Genomic DNA, 18899 nt, shown 5'->3' with positions numbered 1-18899 from the left:
GCGCCCGATGCCACTATATGGCTTTGGAATGATGCCTGAGCCGGTCGGACCGGCAGACTGGCGAGCATGCCCCGGTTCCACTATGAGGTGTCGGGGAAATCGGTCGGCCGCTGTGTCGGCGTCGTGCATTGGAGTGTCGGTCGCGGTTTTCGCGGCCCTGATGGGAATATCTGATGGTCACCGTACTCGATCTCAATGACCGTCCGCGCACGCGGCACCCGGAAAAGGCGCATCGGCCCGACCAGGAGGTGCTGCGCAAGCCCGACTGGATCCGCGTCAAGGCGCCGGTTTCGCGCGGCTACCAGGAAACGCGCGAAATCGTGAAGTCGCACAAGCTGGTCACGGTCTGCGAAGAAGCCGGCTGTCCCAACATAGGCGAGTGCTGGGAAAAGAAGCACGCCACCTTCATGATCATGGGCGAGATCTGCACGCGCGCCTGCGCCTTCTGCAATGTCGCGACCGGCATCCCGACTCCGCTCGACCCGAACGAACCGGAGAGCGTGGCCAAGGCGGTGGCGCAGATGGGCCTGACCCACGTCGTCATCACCTCGGTCGACCGCGACGACCTCGCTGACGGCGGCGCTCAGCATTTCGCCGAAGTCATCCACGCGATCCGTAGGCTGACGCCGCAGACGACCATCGAGATCCTGACACCCGACTTCCTGCGCAAGGAAGGCGCGCTTGAGATCGTCGTCGCCGCGCGTCCCGACGTTTTCAATCACAATCTTGAGACCGTGCCGTCGAACTACCTGACCGTTCGTCCCGGTGCGCGCTACTTCCACTCGATACGCCTGCTGCAGCGGGTCAAGGAGCTGGATCCCAGCATCTTCACCAAGTCCGGCATCATGGTCGGCCTTGGCGAGGAGCGGAACGAGGTGCTCCAGCTCATGGACGACCTGCGCACCGCCAATGTTGATTTCATGACCATCGGCCAGTACCTGCAGCCGTCGAAGAAGCACCATCCGGTCAAGCAGTTCGTGACGCCAGATGAGTTCGCTTCCTATGCCACCGTCGGCAAGACCAAGGGCTTCTTGCTCGTCGCCTCCAGCCCGCTGACGCGCTCGTCGCACCATGCCGGCGACGACTTCGCCAAGCTGCGCGCCGCGCGCGAGGCGCGTCTGGCCAAGTCGGCCTGACGCGTCCCAGGCACAGCATGCCGAAATTCGAAACCACGCGCCATGTCGACCATCCGCCGGAGCAGATGTTCGCCCTGGTCGCAGATGTCGAGAAGTATCCTGAGTTCCTGCCGCTTTGCGAAGCGCTTGCGGTACGCACCCGGCGCGAGCGCGACGGCCGCGAAATCCTCGTCGCCGACATGACGATCGGCTACAAGGCGATCCGCGAGACCTTCACCACCCAGGTTCTGCTCACGCCGCAGGAAAACACCATCGACGTCAAGTATCTCGACGGGCCTTTCCGCTACCTGACCAATGAGTGGAAATTCGTGCCGGCCGCCGGCGGCGGTTCAAGCGTCGAGTTCTTCATCGACTACGAATTCAAGAGCCGCATTCTCGGCGCACTGATGGGCACGATGTTCGATCGCGCCTTCCGCATGTTCGCCGAAGCCTTCGAAAAGCGGGCGGACGCGATCTATGGGCCGGCGAAACTGGCCTGATCGACAGCCCGCAAGCCCAGCCCGAGCGCCGTCCTGACCGTCTCGCGGCGGATGAAGTCGCGGCCCTTGTTCTCGAACAGACGGAATTCCGCCTCGACGGGCCTGCCTGCCCTGGCGACACCGAACCAGACCAGGCCGACGGGCTTTTCTGCCGAGCCGCCGCCCGGGCCGGCGACACCGGTCACCGCCAGCGCCAGGCTGGCGCGGGAGTGGGCCAGCGCGCCTGCCGCCATCTCCAGCGCCGTTTCGCGGGAGACCGCGCCATGCGCCTTGAGTGTCGCCTCGGAGACGCCGAGCATTTCCCTCTTGGCTTCGTTGGAATAGGTGATGAAGCCGCGGTCGACGACCGCCGACGAGCCGGCGATGTCGGTCAGGGCAGCGACGATCATGCCGCCGGTGCAGCTTTCGGCGGTGGCGACCATCACGCCATGCGCCTCGCAGGCTTCAAGCAGGGCTGAGGCGAGGGCGCCTATGTCGCTCATTCGGGCAGTTCCCCGGGGTAGACGACGCTTGCGGTGGCGATTGCCGCGATGCCTTCCTCGCGGCCGACAAAACCCAGCTTTTCGTTGGTCGTCGCCTTGATCGAGATGCGTTCGGGCGAAATCCGCAGCATGTCGGAAAGTGCCGCCGTCATGGCTGCGCGATGCGGGCCGACGCGGGGCGCCTCGCTGATCAGCGTGATATCGGCATTGGCGATACGGCCGCCACGCGACCGCACGACCGACGCTGCATGTTCAACGAAGATGCGCGAGGCAGCACCCTTCCACTGCGGATCGGAGGGGGGGAAATGCGTGCCGATGTCGCCGGCGCCGCAGGTGGCGAGCAGCGCGTCGGTGAGCGCATGCAGGCCGACGTCGGCATCCGAATGGCCATTGAGCTTTTTGGTGTGGGGGATTTTGACGCCGCAGAGCCAGACATGGTCGCCTTCCTCGAAGGAATGCACATCGTAGCCATTGCCGGTGCGGACGTCGGGAAAGCTCATTGTCTGGCCGGAAAGGCGCTGGTCGGCCATGGCGATGTCCTTAGCCCAGGTAAGTTTGACGTTGTCGGGGGAACCAAGCACCAGCCTGACAGGGACGCCGGCCCACTCGGCGATGGCGGAGTCGTCGGTGAAGTCGTTGCGCCCGGCCTCGAAGGCGCGCTGGTGCGCGGCGAGTATCGGGCCGAACGGAAAGCCCTGCGGCGTTTGTGCCGCGTGCAGTCCGGCGCGGGGGATGGTCTCGCCGACGATCTGGCCTACCGTTTCCTTCTTCAGCGTGTCGGAAACAGGCAACGACGGCAGCGAGCCGTGCGTCGCATCGATGCCGGCGATGGTGCGGTCGATGACGTCGGCGGCGACGAAGGGACGCACGCCATCATGAATGAGTACGGCAGCCGGTTTGTCCAGTTCCAGCGCGCGCAGGGCAAGGCGGGTCGATTCCTGCCGCGTCGCGCCGCCCACGACGGTCTTGACGCGCGGGGCGAACTCGGCGGCCGCCGTGCGGAACAGGTCGCCGTCGTCGGCGTGGATTGCCACCGCCACCGGGCCGATGCCGGGGTGATCGAGGAATGCCTTCAGCGTGTGCCAGATCACAGCCTTGCCGCCGACCTTGCGATACTGCTTCGGGCCATCGCCCTGGCCGGCGCGTTCGCCGCGGCCTGCGGCAACGATCACCACGGCAACGGAGTTTTCAGGACGGTTTTCAAACGGATCAGTCATGCGTCGAGGCTTAGTCGGGTGTGCCGCGGAAGGCCAGAAGAATCCCGAAAGCGCCGCAATCGGCTGTCATTTCGCAGTTGCACTATGACCGGAGTGTGGTTACTCATTGTGCAGAGACGATTGGTGCTTTGTTTTTGTGCATGACTGATATCAAGAAACTCGGCGAGCCGCTGTCGATCGGCGATGTGACGATCCGCAATCGCGTGTTTCTCGCGCCAATGTCGGGCGTCACCGACGACGCGTTCCGCAGGCGCGCTTATGCGCACGGCGCGGGTCTCGTCGTTTCCGAGATGGTCGCCAGCGGGGAACTTGCCAAAGGTCGCGGCTCGAGCGGCTTTCGCATCCGTCATTCGGGCCTGCCTGTTCACATGGTGCAACTGGCCGGCCGCGAGGCCGCCCATATGGCCGAGGGCGCGCGCATCGCCGCCGGCGAAGGCGCCGATGTAATCGATATCAACATGGGGTGCCCGGCGAAGAAGGTGACAGGCGGCTATGCCGGCTCGGCGCTGATGCGCGATCTCGACTTTGCGCTGACCCTGATCGACGCAGTCGTCGGCGCGGTCGATGTTCCCGTGACGGTCAAGATGCGGCTCGGCTGGGATGACGACGTGTTGAACGCGCCGGAGCTTGCCAGCCGGGCCGAGCAGGCCGGCGTCAGGATGGTGACGATCCATGGGCGTACGCGCTGTCAGTTCTATCAGGGCAAGGCCGATTGGCGCGCGATTGCCCGGGTCAAGCAGGCCGTGGGCATTCCCGTGGTTGCCAATGGCGATGTTGCCACGCCCCAGGATGCGGCTGACATTCTCGAACAGTCCGGCGCCGACGCCGTGATGGCCGGACGGTCGCACTATGGTGCGCCGTGGACCGCCGGCGTCATCGCCGCGCTTGCATCAGGCACTGCGGCGTCCGGCGTGCCACAGGGCGGTGCAGAGATGGTCGACTATGTCGTCGCCCACTACGAGGACATGCTGGCGCTCTACGGCGTCGAAAGCGGCCTGCGCCAGGCGCGCAAGCACCTCGGCTGGTATCTCGACCGGCATAGCGCGGACCTTCCCGATGAACTCCGGCGTGCGGCGCTGACGTCGTTCGAGCCGCAACAAGTCATTTCAGCGCTTCGTGAAGCACTTACGGCCTTCGGCGCACCTTCTTTCGAAAGGAACGCCGCATGAGCATCCCCCCGGTTTCAACGCCAGTGGATGCGGCGCAGATCGTGCTGAACACGATCCGGCGGCCGGTCATCATGATCGGCCCCGACAACTTCATCAGCTTTGCAAACGCCGACGCCGAGGATTTCTTCCGCTCAAGTGCAGCGGTGCTGGCGCGCAGCGAACTGTCGCGGTTCGTGCCTTTCGGCAGCCCCATCCTGACGCTGGTCGAGCAGGTGCGCGAGCGCAACACGGCGGTCAACGAATACCGCGTCGACGTGTCGTCGCCACGGCTCGGCATCGAAAAGATGGTCGACCTCTACGTCGCGCCCGCTTCCGAACTGCCGGGCTCGGTGGTGATCATGTTCCAGGAGCGTTCGATGGCCGACAAGATCGACCGCCAGATGACGCACCGGGGCGCGGCGCGCTCCGTCACCGGGCTTGCAGCCATGCTGGCGCACGAAATCAAGAACCCGCTGTCAGGCATTCGTGGTGCGGCACAGCTTTTGGAGCTCTCGGCATCCGACGAGGACAGGGCGCTGACGCGGCTGATTACCGACGAGACCGACCGCATCGTCTCGCTGGTCGATCGCATGGAGGTATTTTCGGACGAGCGGCCGATCGATCGCTATCCGGTCAACATCCACGTGGTGCTCGACCATGTGAAGGCCGTGGCGAAGAACGGTTTTGCCAATGGAATCAAATTTCTGGAGGACTATGATCCATCGTTGCCTCCGGTTTTCGCCAATCGTGACCAGCTGGTGCAGATTTTCCTCAATCTGGTGAAGAACGCGGCCGAGGCAATCGGCCACGATCCGCATGGCGAAATCACCCTGTCGACGGCGTTTCGTCCCGGCATCCGCATGTCCATGCCGGGCTCGCAGGACCGCGTGTCGCTGCCGCTCGAATTTTGCGTCCACGACAATGGGCCGGGCGTGTCGGAAGACATCTTGCCGATCCTGTTCGACCCGTTCATCACCACCAAGCCCAATGGCTCGGGCCTCGGCCTGGCGCTGGTCGCCAAGATCGTCGGCGACCATGGCGGCGTCATCGAATGCGATTCGACACCACGTGGCACGACGTTCCGCGTGTTGATGCCGGCATGGAAGGAACTGCCCCTGCACCAGCAAGACGAAAGCCAAGGAGATCATCGATGAGCGTGCGCGGAAACATCCTGGTCGCCGATGATGATGCCGCCATCCGCACCGTCCTCAACCAGGCGCTGTCGCGCATGGGGCACGACGTGCGCGTCACCTCCAACGCCGCGACGCTGTGGCGCTGGGTCGCGGCCGGCGAGGGCGATCTCGTCATCACCGACGTCGTCATGCCCGACGAAAACGCGTTCGACATGCTGCCGCGCATCAAGAAGGCCCGTCCCGAGCTGCCGGTCATCGTCATGAGCGCGCAAAACACCTTCATGACGGCGATCCGCGCCTCCGAGACCGGCGCCTACGAGTATCTGCCCAAGCCGTTCGACCTGACCGAACTGCTCAGCATCGTCAATCGTGCGCTGACCGAACCCAAGCGGCCGAAGGTCGAGGCCCGGCACGAAGACCAGCTCGAGGCGATGCCGCTGGTCGGCCGGTCCGCGGCGATGCAGGACATCTACCGCATGCTGGCCCGCATGATGCAGACCGATCTGACGGTGATGATCTCGGGCGAGTCCGGTACCGGCAAGGAGCTGGTGGCGCGTGCACTGCATGAGTATGGCCGCCGCCGCAACGGTCCGTTCATCGCCATCAACATGGCGGCTATTCCGCGAGATCTCATCGAATCGGAACTGTTCGGCCACGAAAAGGGCGCCTTCACCGGGGCGCAGAACCGTTCGACGGGGCGCTTCGAGCAGGCCGAGGGCGGCACCCTGTTCCTCGACGAGATCGGCGACATGCCGATGGAGGCGCAAACGCGGCTTCTGCGTGTGCTGCAGCAGGGCGAGTACACGACGGTCGGCGGCCGCACGCCGATCAAGACCGATGTCCGCATCGTCGCCGCCACCAACAAGGATTTGCGCGCCCTGATCAACCAGGGCCTGTTCCGCGAGGACCTGTTCTATCGCCTCAACGTCGTTCCGTTGCGGCTGCCGGCGCTGCGCGAGCGGTCCGAAGACGTCCCGGACCTTGTCCGCCATTTCTTCAAGCAGGGCGTCAACGAAGGGCTGCAGGCCAAACGCATCTCGCCAGGCGGCGTCGAGCTGATGAAGCGCTATCCGTGGCCCGGCAATGTGCGCGAACTGGAAAACCTTGTCCGTCGGCTGGCGGCACTCTATCCGCAGGACGAGATTTCGGCCGACATCATCGAAGCCGAACTGAAGACCGGCGAGCAGCCGGTGGTGCCTGGCGGCAATCTCATCCCGGACGACCTGTCGGTCGGCCAGGCCGTCGAGCATTTCCTGCAGCGCTATTTCGCCATGTTCGCCGGCGACCTGCCGCCTCCCGGCCTGTATCAGCGCATCCTTGCCGAGGTTGAATACCCGCTGGTGCTGGCGTCGATGACGGCGACACGCGGCAACCAGATCAAGGCTGCGGAGCTGCTCGGCCTCAATCGCAACACGCTGCGCAAGAAGATCCGCGAGCTTGGCGTCAACGTCTACAAATCGGCGCGCCCGGTCTGAACAGGCGAACGCCAAACGCATATCTGTCGAAAGCCTGTCGAAACATTTTCGTTCGCGGCGAAAATGTTGCATAATCGCCACAATGCGTTGCATAGATGCGCCGCAATTGATGTCTCAACACGGCAGTATGGCGATTCAGGCACAACCTCTGAACGAACCGCTTTTCCCGGGCAAGGGGCGGCAGGACGGCCGGCGTCTTCTGGCGCTTCCCGGCGTGCTGGCGATTGTCGCTGCCCTGGTGTCTGCCGCGGTCTCGTTTGCGATCCTCGTCGGCGTCACCCCGATCACTCCTGATTCGACCACGACACTGACGCTGATCGGCATCAATGCGGTGTTCATCCTCGTTCTGGTCGGGCTGATCGCGATCGAGGTTCACCGCATCGTCATGGCGCGGCGCCACGGCAAGGCGGCGTCGCGGCTGCATGTCCGCATCGTCACCATGTTCGCGCTGGTCGCCGCGTTGCCGGCGCTGCTCGTCGCCATCGTCGCCTCGATCACGCTCGACATCGGCCTCGACCGCTGGTTCGAGATCCGCACCAAGACGATTGTCAACTCGTCGCTGTCGATCGCCGAGGCCTACGTCCAGGAGAACGCGCGCAACCTGCAGAGCACTACCTTGTCGATGGCCAATGACCTCGACAATGCGCGTACGCTCTACGGGCTCGACCGCAGCGGCTTCCTCGACTTCATGAGCAGGCAGGCGTCGTTCAGGGCGCTGGCGCACGCGGCGCTGATCAAGCCCGACGGCTCTTTCGTGATGAGCGCCAGGACCGGCGCCGATTTTGCCATGCCCGAGCCGCCTCCCACGGCAGTCGAGGCGGCTGCCGACGGCAAGCCGGTGCTGATCGAGCCCAAGACGCGCAATATCGTCGGCGCGATCGTCAAGCTGCGCGAGATCGAGGGGCTGTATCTCTACACCATCCGGCTGGTCGACCCGGAGGTCATCAAGGCGCGCCAGATCGTTACCGCCAACACCGACGAATACCGCGACCTCGGGGCCAACAGGCGGACGACCCAGATTGCCTTTGCTCTGCTTTATCTCGGACTGACTCTGATCGTCGTTCTTTCCGCCATCTGGACAGGCATTGCGGTTGCCGATCGCCTGGTCCGCCCGATCCGGCAGTTGATCGGCGCCGCTGACGAGGTGGCCACCGGCAATCTCGACGTCTCGGTGCCGGTGCGCCTGTCCGACGGCGATGTCGGCGCGCTGAGCCACACGTTCAACAACATGCTGCTCGAACTGAAGTCGCAGCGGAACGAGATCCTGACTGCCAAGGACGTGATCGACGAGCGTCGCCGTTTCTCCGAAGCGGTCCTGTCGGGCGTCACCGCCGGCGTCATCGGCGTCGATCCCTACGGCAGCATCACCATCGTCAACCGCTCGGCCGAGACGATGCTCGGCCTGTCGGCAGAAGAATCGCTTGGCCAGAACCTTTCGATCCTGCTCCCGCATGTCGGCCGCGTGTTCGAGATTGGCCGCAAGTCCGGGCGCCCGGTCTATCGCGAGCAGGTCACGTTCTATCGCACCGGGGCCGAACGCACCTTCAACGTTCAGGTGACGGTCGAGGAGAGCGAAAGCGAAGTCGGCGACAAGTCCTATGTCGTCACCATCGACGACATCACCGACCTGGTATCGGCCCAGCGCACATCGGCCTGGGCCGACGTCGCGCGGCGCATTGCCCATGAGATCAAGAACCCGTTGACGCCGATCCAGCTGTCGGCCGAGCGCATCCGCAGGCGCTACGGCAAGGTCATTACCGAAGATCGCGAAGTCTTCGACCAGTGCACCGATACGATCATCCGGCAAGTTGGCGACATCGGGCGCATGGTCGACGAGTTCTCGGCCTTTGCGCGCATGCCGAAGCCGGAAATGAAGGTCATCGACGTTCGCGAGCCGTTGCGCGAGGCGTCGTTCCTGGTCGAGGTCAGCCGGTCCGATATCGCCTTCGAGCGCGAGATAACGCCGGGGCCGCTCAAGGGCACCTTCGACAGCCGTCTGATGGCCCAGGCCTTCGGCAACATCATCAAGAATGCCGCCGAAGCGATCGAGGCGGCGGAACGCCAGACCGGCGAGGCCGGGGTCATCAAGATCCGGGCGCGGCGTGACGGCAATTCGATCCGCATCGATGTCATCGACAATGGCAAGGGGCTGCCGCGTGAAAACCGTCAGCGGCTGCTCGAGCCCTATATGACGACGCGCGAGAAAGGCACCGGGCTTGGCCTCGCGATCGTCAAGAAAATTGTCGAGGACCACGGCGGAGTATTGGAACTTCACGACGCCCCGACAGATTTCCATGGTGGGCGCGGCGCGATGGTCAGCATGATCCTGCCCGCGGCGGCCGAAGAGGCCGCGCTTCCCAAGGGCGATGCGATGCAGGAACGACAAACCGAAAAGGTCGGAAATGGCGTCTGATATTCTTATCGTTGACGACGAAGAAGACATCCGCGAACTGGTCGCAGGTATCCTGAGCGATGAGGGCCACGAGACCCGCACGGCATTCGATGCCGACAGCGCGCTTGCGGCGATCGCCGACCGAGCGCCGCGCCTGATCTTCCTCGACATCTGGTTGCAGGGATCGCGGCTCGACGGCCTGGCGCTGCTCGACGAGATCAAGACGCTGCACCCGAACCTCCCGGTCGTGATGATCTCCGGCCATGGCAACATCGAAACGGCCGTTTCGGCCATCCGCCGCGGCGCCTATGATTTCATCGAGAAACCGTTCAAGGCGGACCGGCTGATCCTGATCGCCGAGCGGGCGCTGGAAACGTCGAAGCTCAAGCGCGAGGTGTCCGAACTCAAGATGCGCAGCGGCGAGACGCATGACCTGATCGGCATGTCGTCGGCGATGAGCCAGCTCAGGCAGACCATCGATCGCGTCGCGCCGACCAACAGCCGCATCATGATCATCGGCCCCTCCGGCTCCGGCAAGGAGATGGCGGCCCGTGCGATCCATGCGTTGTCGTCACGCAAGGCCGGTCCGTTCGTCACGCTGAATGCCGCCACCATCACGCCCGAGCGGATGGAGATCGAGCTGTTCGGCACCGAATCCAATGGCGGCGAACGCAAGGTCGGCGCGCTGGAAGAGGCGCACCAGGGCATTCTCTACCTCGATGAAGTGGCAGACATGCCGCGCGAGACGCAAAACAAGATCTTGCGCGTGCTGGTCGACCAGCAGTTCGAGCGTGTCGGCGGCACCAAAAGGGTCAAGGTCGATGTGCGCATCATCTCGTCGACCGCGCAGAACCTCGAGGCGATGATCGCCGAGGGGCGTTTCCGCGAGGATCTTTATCACCGGCTCGCGGTCGTCCCCGTCATGGTGCCGGGGCTGGCGGAGCGTCGTGAGGACATTCCCTATCTGGTCGACAACTTCATGAAGCAGATGGCCAAGCAGGCGGGGATCAAGCCGCGCCGCATCGGCGACGACGCGTTGGCGGTGCTGCAGGCGCACAACTGGCCGGGCAATGTCCGCCAGCTGCGCAACAATGTCGAGCGCCTGCTGATCCTCGCGCGCGGCGACAATCCCGAGCAGCCGATCACCGCGGACCTGTTGCCATCCGAGATCGGCGACGTGATGCCGCGCGCGCCGAGCCAGTCGGACCAGCACATCATGGCGTTGCCGCTGCGCGAGGCGCGCGAGATGTTCGAGAAGGAGTATCTGATCGCCCAGATCAACCGTTTCGGCGGCAATATCTCCAAGACCGCCGAGTTCATCGGCATGGAGCGTTCGGCACTTCACCGCAAGCTGAAGTCGCTGGGCGTTTGAGCGCGCTCATTTGCCAGGATAGATATCCAACATGCGCGTAATCATTTGCGGGGCAGGGCAGGTCGGCTACGGCATCGCCGAGCGGCTCGCCGCCGAAAAGAACGATGTTTCGATCATAGACACGGCGCCTGAGCTGATCCAGGCGGTGCGCGACCAGCTCGACGTGCGGGGCTTTGTCGGGCACGGCTCGCATCCCGAGGTGCTGGAGGCCGCCGGCGCGCAGGAAGCGGACATGATCATCGCGGTGACCTTGTTCGACGAGGTCAACATCGTCGCCTGCGAGGTGGCGCATGCGCTGTTCAACGTTCCGATGAAGATCGCCCGCATCCGCGCGCAATCCTATCTGCAGCCGCACTACCAGGACCTGTTCGCCCGCGAGCACCTGCCCATCGACGTCATCATTTCTCCCGAGCTGGAAGTCGGCGAAATGGTGCTGCGCCGCATCTCGCTTCCGGGTGCCACCGACGTCGTGCGTTTTGCCGAGAACCGCATCATCATGGTGGCGATCGAGTGCCTGGAGGACTGCCCGGTCATCAACACGCCGCTGGCGCAGTTGAGCGAACTTTTCCCCGATCTGCCCTCGACCGTGGTCGGCGTCAGCCGAAACGACCGGCTTTTCATCCCGCGTTCGGCCGACCAGCTCGTCGCTGGCGACCTGGCCTATGTCGTCACCACCAAGGATCAGGTGCGCCGCACGCTCGGTCTTTTCGGTCACGACGAGCAGGAGGCGACCCGCATCGTCGTCGCGGGTGGCGGCAATATCGGCCTGTTCGTCGCGCGTACGCTGGAGCAGCGGCAAAGCCGCACCAAGATCAAGATCATCGAGGCTAGCCGCGAGCGCGCGGTCAAGGTCGCCGACGAGTTGCGGCGCACCGTCGTGCTCAACGGCAGCGCGCTAGACCACAAGCTTCTGCTGGAAGCCGACATTCAGGACGCCGACCTGATGGTCGCGTTGACCAACAACGACCAGGTCAACATCCTGTCGAGCGTCATGGCCAAGAGGCTCGGCTGCAAGGGCAACCTGGCGCTGATCAACAACCCGTCCTACCACGACCTGACCAAGTCGCTGGGCATCGATGCGCACGTCAATCCAAGTGCGGTGACGATCTCGCGCGTGCTGCAGCATGTGCGCCGCGGCCGTATCCGGCAGGTTCATTCGATCCAGAGGGGGGCGGCCGAAATCATCGAGGCCGAGGCGCTCGAAACCTCGCCGCTGGTCGGCGCGCAGCTCAGCGACCTGGAGTTGCCGGAGGGCATGCGCATCGGCGCGATCTACCGCGACGGCCATGTCATCAAGCCGAGCGGCACGGTCAAGATCAAGCCGAAGGACCGCGTCGTCATCTTCGCGCTCGACAAGGCCGTCAAGCAGGTCGAGCAGATGTTCCGCGTTAGCCTCGAATTCTTCTGATCCGGAAATTCCCAATCTTGCGCAATGGGCGCAGACGCAAGCCAACCAATCTTCGAAGGTAGATCGAACCATGCCGCGCATTGCCTATGTCAACGGTCGCTATGTCGCTCATGCCGGCGCAGCCGTGCACATCGAGGACCGCGGCTATCAGTTCGCCGACGGCGTCTATGAGGTGTGCGAAGTGGCTCGCGGCTACATCGTCGACATGACCCGCCACCTTGATCGGTTGGGGCGCTCGCTGTCGGAACTGCGTATCGACTGGCCGGTCAACCGCGCCGTTCTCGAACTGATCATGCGCGAGGTGGTGGTGCGCAATCGGGTCAAGAACGGCCTCGTCTACCTGCAGGTGACCCGCGGAGTTGCGCCACGCGACCATGTCTTCCCAGCAGCCGGCACGCATTCGTCGCTGGTCGTCACCGCCAAGCGCACCGACCCGGCGGCCGCCGCCAGGAAGGCCGCGGCCGGTCTCAAGGTCATCACCGTGCCGGAGAACCGCTGGGAGCGTGTCGACATCAAGTCTGTGGGGCTTTTGCCCAATGTCCTGGCGCGCCAGCAGGCCAAGGAGGCCGGCGCGCAGGAGGCGTGGTTCGTTGACCCCGACGGAACGGTCAAGGAAGGTGCGGCTACCAATGCGTGGATCGTTACCAAGGATGGCGTGCTTGTCACCCGCCCGGCGGACCATGGCATTCTGCGTGGCGTTACCCGCACGACGCTGATGGAAGTGGCTGAAAATCTCGGCCTCAAGGTCGAGGAGCGCGGTTTCACCGTCGATGAAGCCAAGGGCGCGCGCGAGGCTTTCATTACCGCCGCAACGACAATCGTCATGCCGATTGTTGCAATCGACGGTCAGCCTGTCGCCAACGGACATCCCGGCTCGGTTGCACTTTCGCTGCGCGATGCCTTTTTTGACGTTGCGGAAAAAATCCAAGCCTGATAACCGCTTGGACGCTAATGGTTAAATTATTCTCGTTCAGCTTGCCGTCAGGCGCGGCGGGGGTGTTTGCTCGCTTGACATGAGTCGAGTAATTTGGCGCATTGGCAGCAGACAGGGATCGGCGAAAGACAAAAAACAATGGCGGAACGATCGCAAAATCTTCAGGACCTGTTCCTGAATTCAGTTCGCAAGAGCAAAAACCCACTTACCATTTTCCTTATCAACGGCGTGAAATTGACTGGAGTAGTGACCTCCTTCGACAATTTCTGTGTTTTGTTGCGCCGTGACGGGCATTCGCAGCTCGTCTACAAGCATGCCATCTCCACGATCATGCCGAGCCAGCCGGTTCAGATGTTCGATGGCGAGGAAAGCCAGGGCGGCTGATTGGCACGCGACAAGAACGCCGGCGCAAAGGCCGGTGACAACAATGGATCCGAATCGGCAGGGGGCGAAGGCGCCCCCACACGCGCGGTCGTCCTCGTGCCGGTGCTCACGCGCCAGCCCAAGGTTGATGAAGACAGCGCGCGCCCACGGCTGACGCGCTCGTCCGAGGCGCGCCACGACGAGGCCGTCGGGCTGACCCGCGCCATCGATCTCGAACCGGTGCACACGGCCATCGTGACCGTCAACGACCCGCGGCCGGCGACGCTGCTGGGCAGCGGCAAAGTCGAGGAATTCGCGGCAATCGTGAAGGAGCGCGGCGCGGAGCTGGTCATCGTCGACCATCCGCTGACACCGGTGCAGCAACGCAATCTCGAAAAGGAATTCAACGCCAAGGTGCTCGACCGCACCGGGCTGATCCTCGAGATTTTCGGACGCCGTGCCCGCACCAAGGAAGGCACGCTTCAGGTCGAGCTTGCCCATCTCAACTACCAGAAGGGCCGGCTGGTTCGCAGTTGGACCCACCTCGAACGCCAGCGCGGCGGCGCCGGTTTCCTCGGCGGCCCCGGCGAAACCCAGATCGAATCCGACCGGCGCGCCCTGCAGGAAAAGATCATCAAGCTCAAGAAAGAGCTCGAGACGGTTCGGCGCACCCGCGACCTGCACCGCGCCAAGCGGCGCAAGGTGCCGTTCCCTGTCATCGCCATCGTCGGCTACACCAATGCCGGCAAGTCGACGCTGTTCAACCGGCTGACGGGCGCAGGGGTCCTGGCCGAAGACATGCTGTTTGCGACGCTCGATCCGACCTTGCGCCGGGTGCGCCTGCCGCATGGCACGCCGATCATCCTGTCCGACACCGTCGGCTTCATCTCCGATCTGCCGACGCATCTGATCGCAGCCTTCCGGGCTACGCTGGAAGAGGTCGTAGAAGCCGATCTGGTAATTCACCTGCGCGACATTTCGGATCCGGATACCGCAGCCCAGGCCGCTGATGTCGAGCAGATTCTTGCCGATCTGGGCGTCGATGCCGCCGATACCGAACGCGTCGTCGAGGTCTGGAACAAGATCGACCAGCTCGACGAAGGCAATCGCGAGCGGCTGCTGGCCGATAGCGCAGACGACAGCAAGACGCCGCCGATCGCCATTTCGGCGGTCACGGGCGAGGGCATTCCCTCCCTGACGAGCCTGATCGAGCAGCGCGTTTCGGGCGAGCTGGAGTCAATCGATGTCGTTCTGCAGCCGAGCCAATTGGGCCAGATCGACTGGCTCTACCGCAATGGCGATGTTGCCGCGCGTACTGACAATGAAGATGGCAGCGTGTCGCTGACGATCAAGGCGACAGCTTCGGCACGTGACGAGATCGCGGCCAAAATCTTTCGAAAAAACAAGGGCTAGGCTGCGTTACTTCGCAGTCTTTGCCTGCTGCCAGAGGGCTTCCATTTCATCGAGCGTCGCGGCTTGCAGGCTGCTGCCTGCGTCGTTGAGCGACTGCTCGACATAGTGAAAGCGGGTGCGGAACTTGTCGTTGGTGCCCGACAGCGCCGCTTCGGAGTCGAGTTGCAGGTGCCGCCCGAGATTGACCAGCGCAAACAGCATGTCGCCGAACTCGTCCTTGACCGCGTCCCGGTCGCCCGTGGCAAGCGCTTCACGCAGTTCGCCGATCTCTTCTTCGATCTTGTCGAGGATCGGCGCGGCATCACCCCAGTCGAAGCCGACGCGGGCGGCCTTCTCCTGCAGCTTCAGGGCGCGGGTGAGCGCCGGTAGCGCCACCGGGACGCTGTCGAGGAAACCGTTGCCGTGGTCTTCGGGATCCAGGCCGCGGGCAATCCGTGCGGCGCGCCTCTCGGCCTTCTCCTCGGCCTTGATCTTTTCCCACATGCCCTTGGCCGAACGCGCCTCGCGCGCCGTGGCGTCGCCAAAGACGTGCGGATGACGCCGGATCATCTTGGCGGTGATGCCCTGCACCACGTCACCGAAGGCAAATTCGCCTGCCTCTTCAGCCATTTGCGCGTGGTAGACGACTTGCAGCAGCAGGTCGCCGAGTTCTTCGCGCAGATGGTCTATGTCGTTGCGGGCGATCGCATCGGCGACTTCGTAGGCCTCCTCGATCGTGTAGGGCGCGATCGTCGCGAAGTCCTGCTCGATGTCCCAGGGGCAGCCGGTTTCCGGCTCGCGCAGGGCAGCCATGATCTCGATCAGGCGGGAAATGTCTTTGGAAGGTTGCATGGGGCGATGCTATAGCCCCATTGGCGGCAGCCCAACAGAGGCATTGGCCGGGGCGAGCTTGTCCACAATCAAGTTGCGCCGCCCTTGCGGAGCCTGCACCGGCACATATTCTTGCGTTGACCGGTGCATGGAGCGCAGGCAGGACAACCACATGCTCAATCTCACCCTTGTCGCGGTTGGCGGCGCGTTCGGCGCTTCGTTGCGCCATCTTGCCAACATCGCCGCCGCACGCCTGTTCGGAACCGTGTTCCCGTGGGGGACGCTGATCATCAATGTCGTCGGCTCGCTGGCCATGGGGCTGTTCGTCGGCTACCTGGTGCGCAAGCTCGGAGTGTCGAACGAAGTCAAACTGTTCGTCGCCACCGGCATCCTCGGCGGCTTCACCACGTTTTCGGCATTTTCCCTGGATTTCGCCTCCTTGTGGGAGCGCGGATCGACGCTTCCGGCCTTCGGATACGCATTTGCCAGCGTCATAACAGCCATTCTGGCGCTGTTCCTGGGATTGTGGCTCGCAAGAAACATCGGCTGATGCTATTGGGCCGCTTCGCAAAGGACGATTGAAAATATGGCTGGCGTTGAACAGATCACGGTGGAAGCTGGCGAAACGGGCATGAGGCTCGATCGCTGGTTCAAGTCCCATTTTCCGGGGCTCGGCTTCGGTCACCTGCAAAAGCTGCTGCGTTCGGGCCAGATCCGTGTCGATGGCGGTCGGGCAAAAGCCGACACCCGTGTCGAGCCCGGCCAGGTGATCCGCATCCCGCCTTTGGAAGTCGACAAGAAAAGCGACGGTCCGCTGACCGCGCGCACCATGCGCAACCAGGACGACGGCGACGTGTTGCAGCAGATGCTGCTTTACGAGGATTCCAAGGTCTTCGTCTTCAACAAGCCTGCCGGGCTTGCCGTGCAAGGCGGATCCGGCGTCGTTCGCCACGTCGACGACATGCTGGAGGCCTGGCGCAACAAGAAGGGCGAGAAGCCGCGCCTGGTGCATCGCCTCGACCGCGACACGTCCGGCGTTCTGGTCGTGGCGCGCACGCGCCTGGCGGCGATGAAGCTTGCGGAGTCGTTTCGCGCGCGTGAAACCAAGAAGACCTACTGGGCCCTGGTGAAGGGCGCACCGCCCAAGCGCGAGGACAAGATCTCGACCTGGCTGATCAAGGAGCAGACGCCCGACGGCGACCGCATGCGCGTGGCCAAGCATGGCGAAAAGGGCGCCGACCACGCCGTTTCCTACTATCGCGTGCTCGAACAGGCCGCCCAGGCGCTGACCTGGCTGGAAATGGAGCCCTACACGGGCCGTACGCATCAGCTGCGCGTTCACGCTGCCTATATCGGCTGCCCGATCATGGGCGATCCCAAGTATTTCGAACACGACACCAACTGGGAATTCCCCGGGGGCATTCAAAACAAGCTGCATCTGCATGCCCGCCGCATCGTCATCCCGCATCCCGACCATGGCGTGATCGACGTCACCGCGCCGATGCCGCCGCATATGCGCCAGAGCTGGAACCTGATCGGCTTTGACGATGAAAGCGGGGAGCCGGCGTGACATCGGCGGCCATGTGCCCAGGCGCAAGCGACGGGCTGAAACTGGTGCTGTTCGATTGCGACGGCACGTTGGTCGACAGCGCCGACATCATCCATGCATCGATGGTCGCGACGTTTCGCGAGGCGGGTTTCGTCGAGCCGACGCCGGAGGCGACCAAGAGCATCATAGGACTTACGCTTGATCTTGCCATCGCCACGCTGCTCAATCGCCCGCTTGACGCGGAGTGCGGTCACCTGGCGGCGCGCTACAAGGAGCATTTCCTTGCGTCGCGTCATCTGCCGAGTTTCCAGGAACCACTCTACGAAGGCATAGCCGAGCTTATCGAAACTCTCGCTAAACGCGACGATATCCTCATCGGCATGGTCACCGGCAAGTCGCAGCGCGGGGTGCGCCGAGTGCTCGAGACCTACGGTTTCGAACGGCATTTCGTGACCATCCGCACCGCCGACGACTGCCCGTCGAAACCGCACCCCGCCATGGTGCTGGAATGCTGCGGCGAGACAGGCATCGATCCGGCCTCGACTTTCGTGGTCGGCGACGCCATCTATGACATGCAGATGGCCACCAGCGCCGGCGCCAAGGCCATCGGTGTGTCCTGGGGCTACGGCGCCCGTGACGCCCTGATTGCGACGGGCGCCAGCGCAGTGCTGGGCCGGCCGGGCGATCTGCTTGCCCTCATCGACTGATTGGATCAACTCATGCGCGATATCCTGAGCGACCTCGAAACCGGCGACGTTTTGTCCGATCCCGATCCGATCCGCCGTGCGCAAAGCTCGATGCGCCGGCCGCTGCCGAAGCGCTTCTATGAAGCAGCCGCGGTTGCCGAGGTGGACGGCAGCTACGCGGTGCAACTCGACGGCAAGGCCGTGCGCACGCCGGGCAGGACGTTGCTCGCTTTGCCTACGGAAAAGGCAGCCCAGCTCGTCGCCGACGAATTCGCGGCCCAGGCCGAGTTCATCGACCCGACCACCATGCCGGTGCTGCGGCTGGTCAACACGGCCATTGACGGCGTGGCGACCGACCCGCAGGCGGTGCTCGAGGACATCTTGCGCTTTTCGTCGTCCGATCTGCTCTGTTATCGCGCCGATGGTCCGGAGCGGCTGGTCGAACGGCAGTCCAAGGCCTGGGATCCGGTGCTCGATTGGGCGCAGAGCGCGCTCAGCGCGCGCTTCGTCCTTGCCGAAGGCGTCATGCATGTGGAGCAGCCGCGCGAGGCCATTGCCGCACTCGGCATCCATCTGTCGCAACGCAGGGAGCCGATGCGCCTTGCGGCGTTGCACCTGATGACCACGCTCACCGGATCGGCCCTGCTGGCGCTCGCGGTGGATGCCGGCGAACTGCATGCCGAAGAAGCCTGGAATGCCGCCCATGTCGACGAGGACTGGCAGGTCGAGCAGTGGGGCCAGGATTCCGAGGCAATTGCGCGCCGCTCCGCGCGCAAAGGTGACATGCTCGCGGCCGTTGCCTTGCTCGAGGCGCTGAGAGGCTAACGCATCGGCCCGAAAATCGGACCCGATTTTCGGAAAGCACGATGCACCAACTCAGTAAGTCAGAGCGTCCTTTGTGC

18 protein-coding genes are annotated in these 18899 nt (G+C 63.8%); 15 read left to right on the top strand and 3 right to left on the bottom strand.

What is annotated here, in order from left to right:
- Positions 1-173 precede the first annotated feature (173 nt).
- Positions 174-1136 carry a lipoyl synthase gene (lipA, locus tag PCJ21_RS00730; RefSeq protein WP_269929464.1) on the top strand — a complete coding sequence of 321 codons (963 nt, stop codon included), beginning with the start codon at positions 174-176 and terminating at the stop codon, positions 1134-1136.
- A 17-nt stretch (positions 1137-1153) separates the two neighbouring features.
- Complete coding sequence (locus PCJ21_RS00725) at positions 1154-1615, top strand: type II toxin-antitoxin system RatA family toxin (protein WP_269929463.1); 462 nt, start codon at positions 1154-1156, stop codon at positions 1613-1615.
- Here PCJ21_RS00725 and PCJ21_RS00720 read toward each other — a convergent pair.
- Both PCJ21_RS00720 and PCJ21_RS00715 read right to left on the bottom strand, forming a co-directional pair.
- Entirely contained in the window at positions 1591-2097 is a 507-nt protein-coding gene (locus tag PCJ21_RS00720) for a CinA family protein (RefSeq protein WP_269929462.1), read from the bottom strand. The genes PCJ21_RS00725 and PCJ21_RS00720 overlap by 25 nt on opposite strands.
- Complete coding sequence (locus tag PCJ21_RS00715) at positions 2094-3314, bottom strand: bifunctional 2-C-methyl-D-erythritol 4-phosphate cytidylyltransferase/2-C-methyl-D-erythritol 2,4-cyclodiphosphate synthase (protein ID WP_269929461.1); 1221 nt, start codon at positions 3312-3314, stop codon at positions 2094-2096. The genes PCJ21_RS00720 and PCJ21_RS00715 overlap by 4 nt, the downstream gene beginning before the upstream one ends.
- Before the next feature lie 140 nt (positions 3315-3454).
- Here PCJ21_RS00715 and dusB point away from each other — a divergent pair, with 140 nt between their 5' ends.
- The 9 genes from dusB to hflX all read left to right on the top strand — a co-directional run bounded on the left by dusB (position 3455) and on the right by hflX (position 14952).
- Positions 3455-4483 (top strand): tRNA dihydrouridine synthase DusB, encoded by a 1029-nt coding sequence (gene dusB / locus PCJ21_RS00710; RefSeq protein WP_269929460.1) that lies wholly within the window; start codon positions 3455-3457, stop codon positions 4481-4483.
- The gene (locus tag PCJ21_RS00705; protein ID WP_269929459.1) at positions 4480-5616 is read left to right on the top strand and encodes a two-component system sensor histidine kinase NtrB; all 1137 of its coding nucleotides are present in this window, start codon (positions 4480-4482) and stop codon (positions 5614-5616) included. The genes dusB and PCJ21_RS00705 overlap by 4 nt, the downstream gene beginning before the upstream one ends.
- A complete protein-coding gene (ntrC, locus tag PCJ21_RS00700; RefSeq protein ID WP_269929458.1) occupies positions 5613-7070 on the top strand; it encodes a nitrogen regulation protein NR(I) in 1458 nt (485 codons plus the stop codon). Before PCJ21_RS00705 ends, ntrC begins: the two co-directional genes overlap by 4 nt.
- 82 nt (positions 7071-7152) lie before the next feature.
- On the top strand, positions 7153-9483 hold the full coding sequence (locus PCJ21_RS00695) for an ATP-binding protein (RefSeq protein ID WP_442865935.1): 2331 nt from the start codon (positions 7153-7155) through the stop codon (positions 9481-9483).
- A complete protein-coding gene (ntrX, locus tag PCJ21_RS00690) occupies positions 9473-10834 on the top strand; it encodes a nitrogen assimilation response regulator NtrX (RefSeq protein WP_269929456.1) in 1362 nt (453 codons plus the stop codon). Before PCJ21_RS00695 ends, ntrX begins: the two co-directional genes overlap by 11 nt.
- Positions 10835-10865: 31 nt before the next feature.
- Entirely contained in the window at positions 10866-12242 is a 1377-nt protein-coding gene (trkA, locus tag PCJ21_RS00685) for a Trk system potassium transporter TrkA (RefSeq protein WP_269929455.1), read from the top strand.
- 70 nt (positions 12243-12312) lie between these two features.
- Positions 12313-13176 (top strand): D-amino-acid transaminase, encoded by an 864-nt coding sequence (locus PCJ21_RS00680; RefSeq protein WP_269929454.1) that lies wholly within the window; start codon positions 12313-12315, stop codon positions 13174-13176.
- 138 nt (positions 13177-13314) lie between these two features.
- The gene (hfq, locus tag PCJ21_RS00675) at positions 13315-13560 is read left to right on the top strand and encodes an RNA chaperone Hfq (protein ID WP_018428055.1); all 246 of its coding nucleotides are present in this window, start codon (positions 13315-13317) and stop codon (positions 13558-13560) included.
- The gene (gene hflX / locus PCJ21_RS00670; RefSeq protein WP_269929453.1) at positions 13561-14952 is read left to right on the top strand and encodes a GTPase HflX; all 1392 of its coding nucleotides are present in this window, start codon (positions 13561-13563) and stop codon (positions 14950-14952) included.
- Between the two features lie 6 nt (positions 14953-14958).
- Here the strand turns inward: hflX and mazG are convergent, their stop codons facing one another.
- Positions 14959-15783 carry a nucleoside triphosphate pyrophosphohydrolase gene (mazG, locus tag PCJ21_RS00665; protein WP_269929452.1) on the bottom strand — a complete coding sequence of 275 codons (825 nt, stop codon included), beginning with the start codon at positions 15781-15783 and terminating at the stop codon, positions 14959-14961.
- A 151-nt stretch (positions 15784-15934) separates the two neighbouring features.
- Between mazG and crcB the strand changes: the two genes are divergently transcribed.
- From crcB to PCJ21_RS00645, 4 genes are read left to right on the top strand one after another with little or no spacing between them, the layout of a single operon-like run.
- On the top strand, positions 15935-16312 hold the full coding sequence (gene crcB / locus PCJ21_RS00660) for a fluoride efflux transporter CrcB (RefSeq protein WP_269929451.1): 378 nt from the start codon (positions 15935-15937) through the stop codon (positions 16310-16312).
- Positions 16313-16348: 36 nt separating this feature from the next.
- A complete protein-coding gene (locus tag PCJ21_RS00655) occupies positions 16349-17332 on the top strand; it encodes an RluA family pseudouridine synthase (protein ID WP_269929450.1) in 984 nt (327 codons plus the stop codon).
- Between the two features lie 35 nt (positions 17333-17367).
- Entirely contained in the window at positions 17368-18018 is a 651-nt protein-coding gene (locus PCJ21_RS00650; RefSeq protein ID WP_269929806.1) for an HAD-IA family hydrolase, read from the top strand.
- Between the two features lie 12 nt (positions 18019-18030).
- Positions 18031-18822: an ATP12 family chaperone protein gene (locus tag PCJ21_RS00645; RefSeq protein WP_269929449.1), complete on the top strand. Its 792-nt coding sequence runs from the start codon at positions 18031-18033 to the stop codon at positions 18820-18822.
- Positions 18823-18899 lie beyond the last annotated feature (77 nt).

Source organism: Aminobacter sp. HY435, from assembly GCF_027568395.1.
Taxonomy (GTDB): Bacteria; Pseudomonadota; Alphaproteobacteria; order Rhizobiales; family Rhizobiaceae; genus Aminobacter.
Note: the sequence above shows the minus strand (reverse complement) of the source record. Positions and strands in the feature narration are given on the sequence as shown.

Excerpts from the sequence above, each read along its gene's own strand:
- lipA (WP_269929464.1), top strand. The coding sequence starts at position 174 with ATGGTCACCGTACTCGATCTCAATGACCGTCCGCGCACGCGGCACCCG.
- PCJ21_RS00725 (WP_269929463.1), top strand. The coding sequence starts at position 1,154 with ATGCCGAAATTCGAAACCACGCGCCATGTCGACCATCCGCCGGAGCAG.
- PCJ21_RS00720 (WP_269929462.1), bottom strand. The coding sequence starts at position 2,097 with ATGAGCGACATAGGCGCCCTCGCCTCAGCCCTGCTTGAAGCCTGCGAG.
- PCJ21_RS00715 (WP_269929461.1), bottom strand. The coding sequence starts at position 3,314 with ATGACTGATCCGTTTGAAAACCGTCCTGAAAACTCCGTTGCCGTGGTG.
- dusB (WP_269929460.1), top strand. The coding sequence starts at position 3,455 with ATGACTGATATCAAGAAACTCGGCGAGCCGCTGTCGATCGGCGATGTG.
- PCJ21_RS00705 (WP_269929459.1), top strand. The coding sequence starts at position 4,480 with ATGAGCATCCCCCCGGTTTCAACGCCAGTGGATGCGGCGCAGATCGTG.
- ntrC (WP_269929458.1), top strand. The coding sequence starts at position 5,613 with ATGAGCGTGCGCGGAAACATCCTGGTCGCCGATGATGATGCCGCCATC.
- PCJ21_RS00695 (WP_442865935.1), top strand. The coding sequence starts at position 7,153 with ATGCGTTGCATAGATGCGCCGCAATTGATGTCTCAACACGGCAGTATG.
- ntrX (WP_269929456.1), top strand. The coding sequence starts at position 9,473 with ATGGCGTCTGATATTCTTATCGTTGACGACGAAGAAGACATCCGCGAA.
- trkA (WP_269929455.1), top strand. The coding sequence starts at position 10,866 with ATGCGCGTAATCATTTGCGGGGCAGGGCAGGTCGGCTACGGCATCGCC.
- PCJ21_RS00680 (WP_269929454.1), top strand. The coding sequence starts at position 12,313 with ATGCCGCGCATTGCCTATGTCAACGGTCGCTATGTCGCTCATGCCGGC.
- hfq (WP_018428055.1), top strand. The coding sequence starts at position 13,315 with ATGGCGGAACGATCGCAAAATCTTCAGGACCTGTTCCTGAATTCAGTT.
- mazG (WP_269929452.1), bottom strand. The coding sequence starts at position 15,783 with ATGCAACCTTCCAAAGACATTTCCCGCCTGATCGAGATCATGGCTGCC.
- crcB (WP_269929451.1), top strand. The coding sequence starts at position 15,935 with ATGCTCAATCTCACCCTTGTCGCGGTTGGCGGCGCGTTCGGCGCTTCG.
- PCJ21_RS00655 (WP_269929450.1), top strand. The coding sequence starts at position 16,349 with ATGGCTGGCGTTGAACAGATCACGGTGGAAGCTGGCGAAACGGGCATG.
- PCJ21_RS00645 (WP_269929449.1), top strand. The coding sequence starts at position 18,031 with ATGCGCGATATCCTGAGCGACCTCGAAACCGGCGACGTTTTGTCCGAT.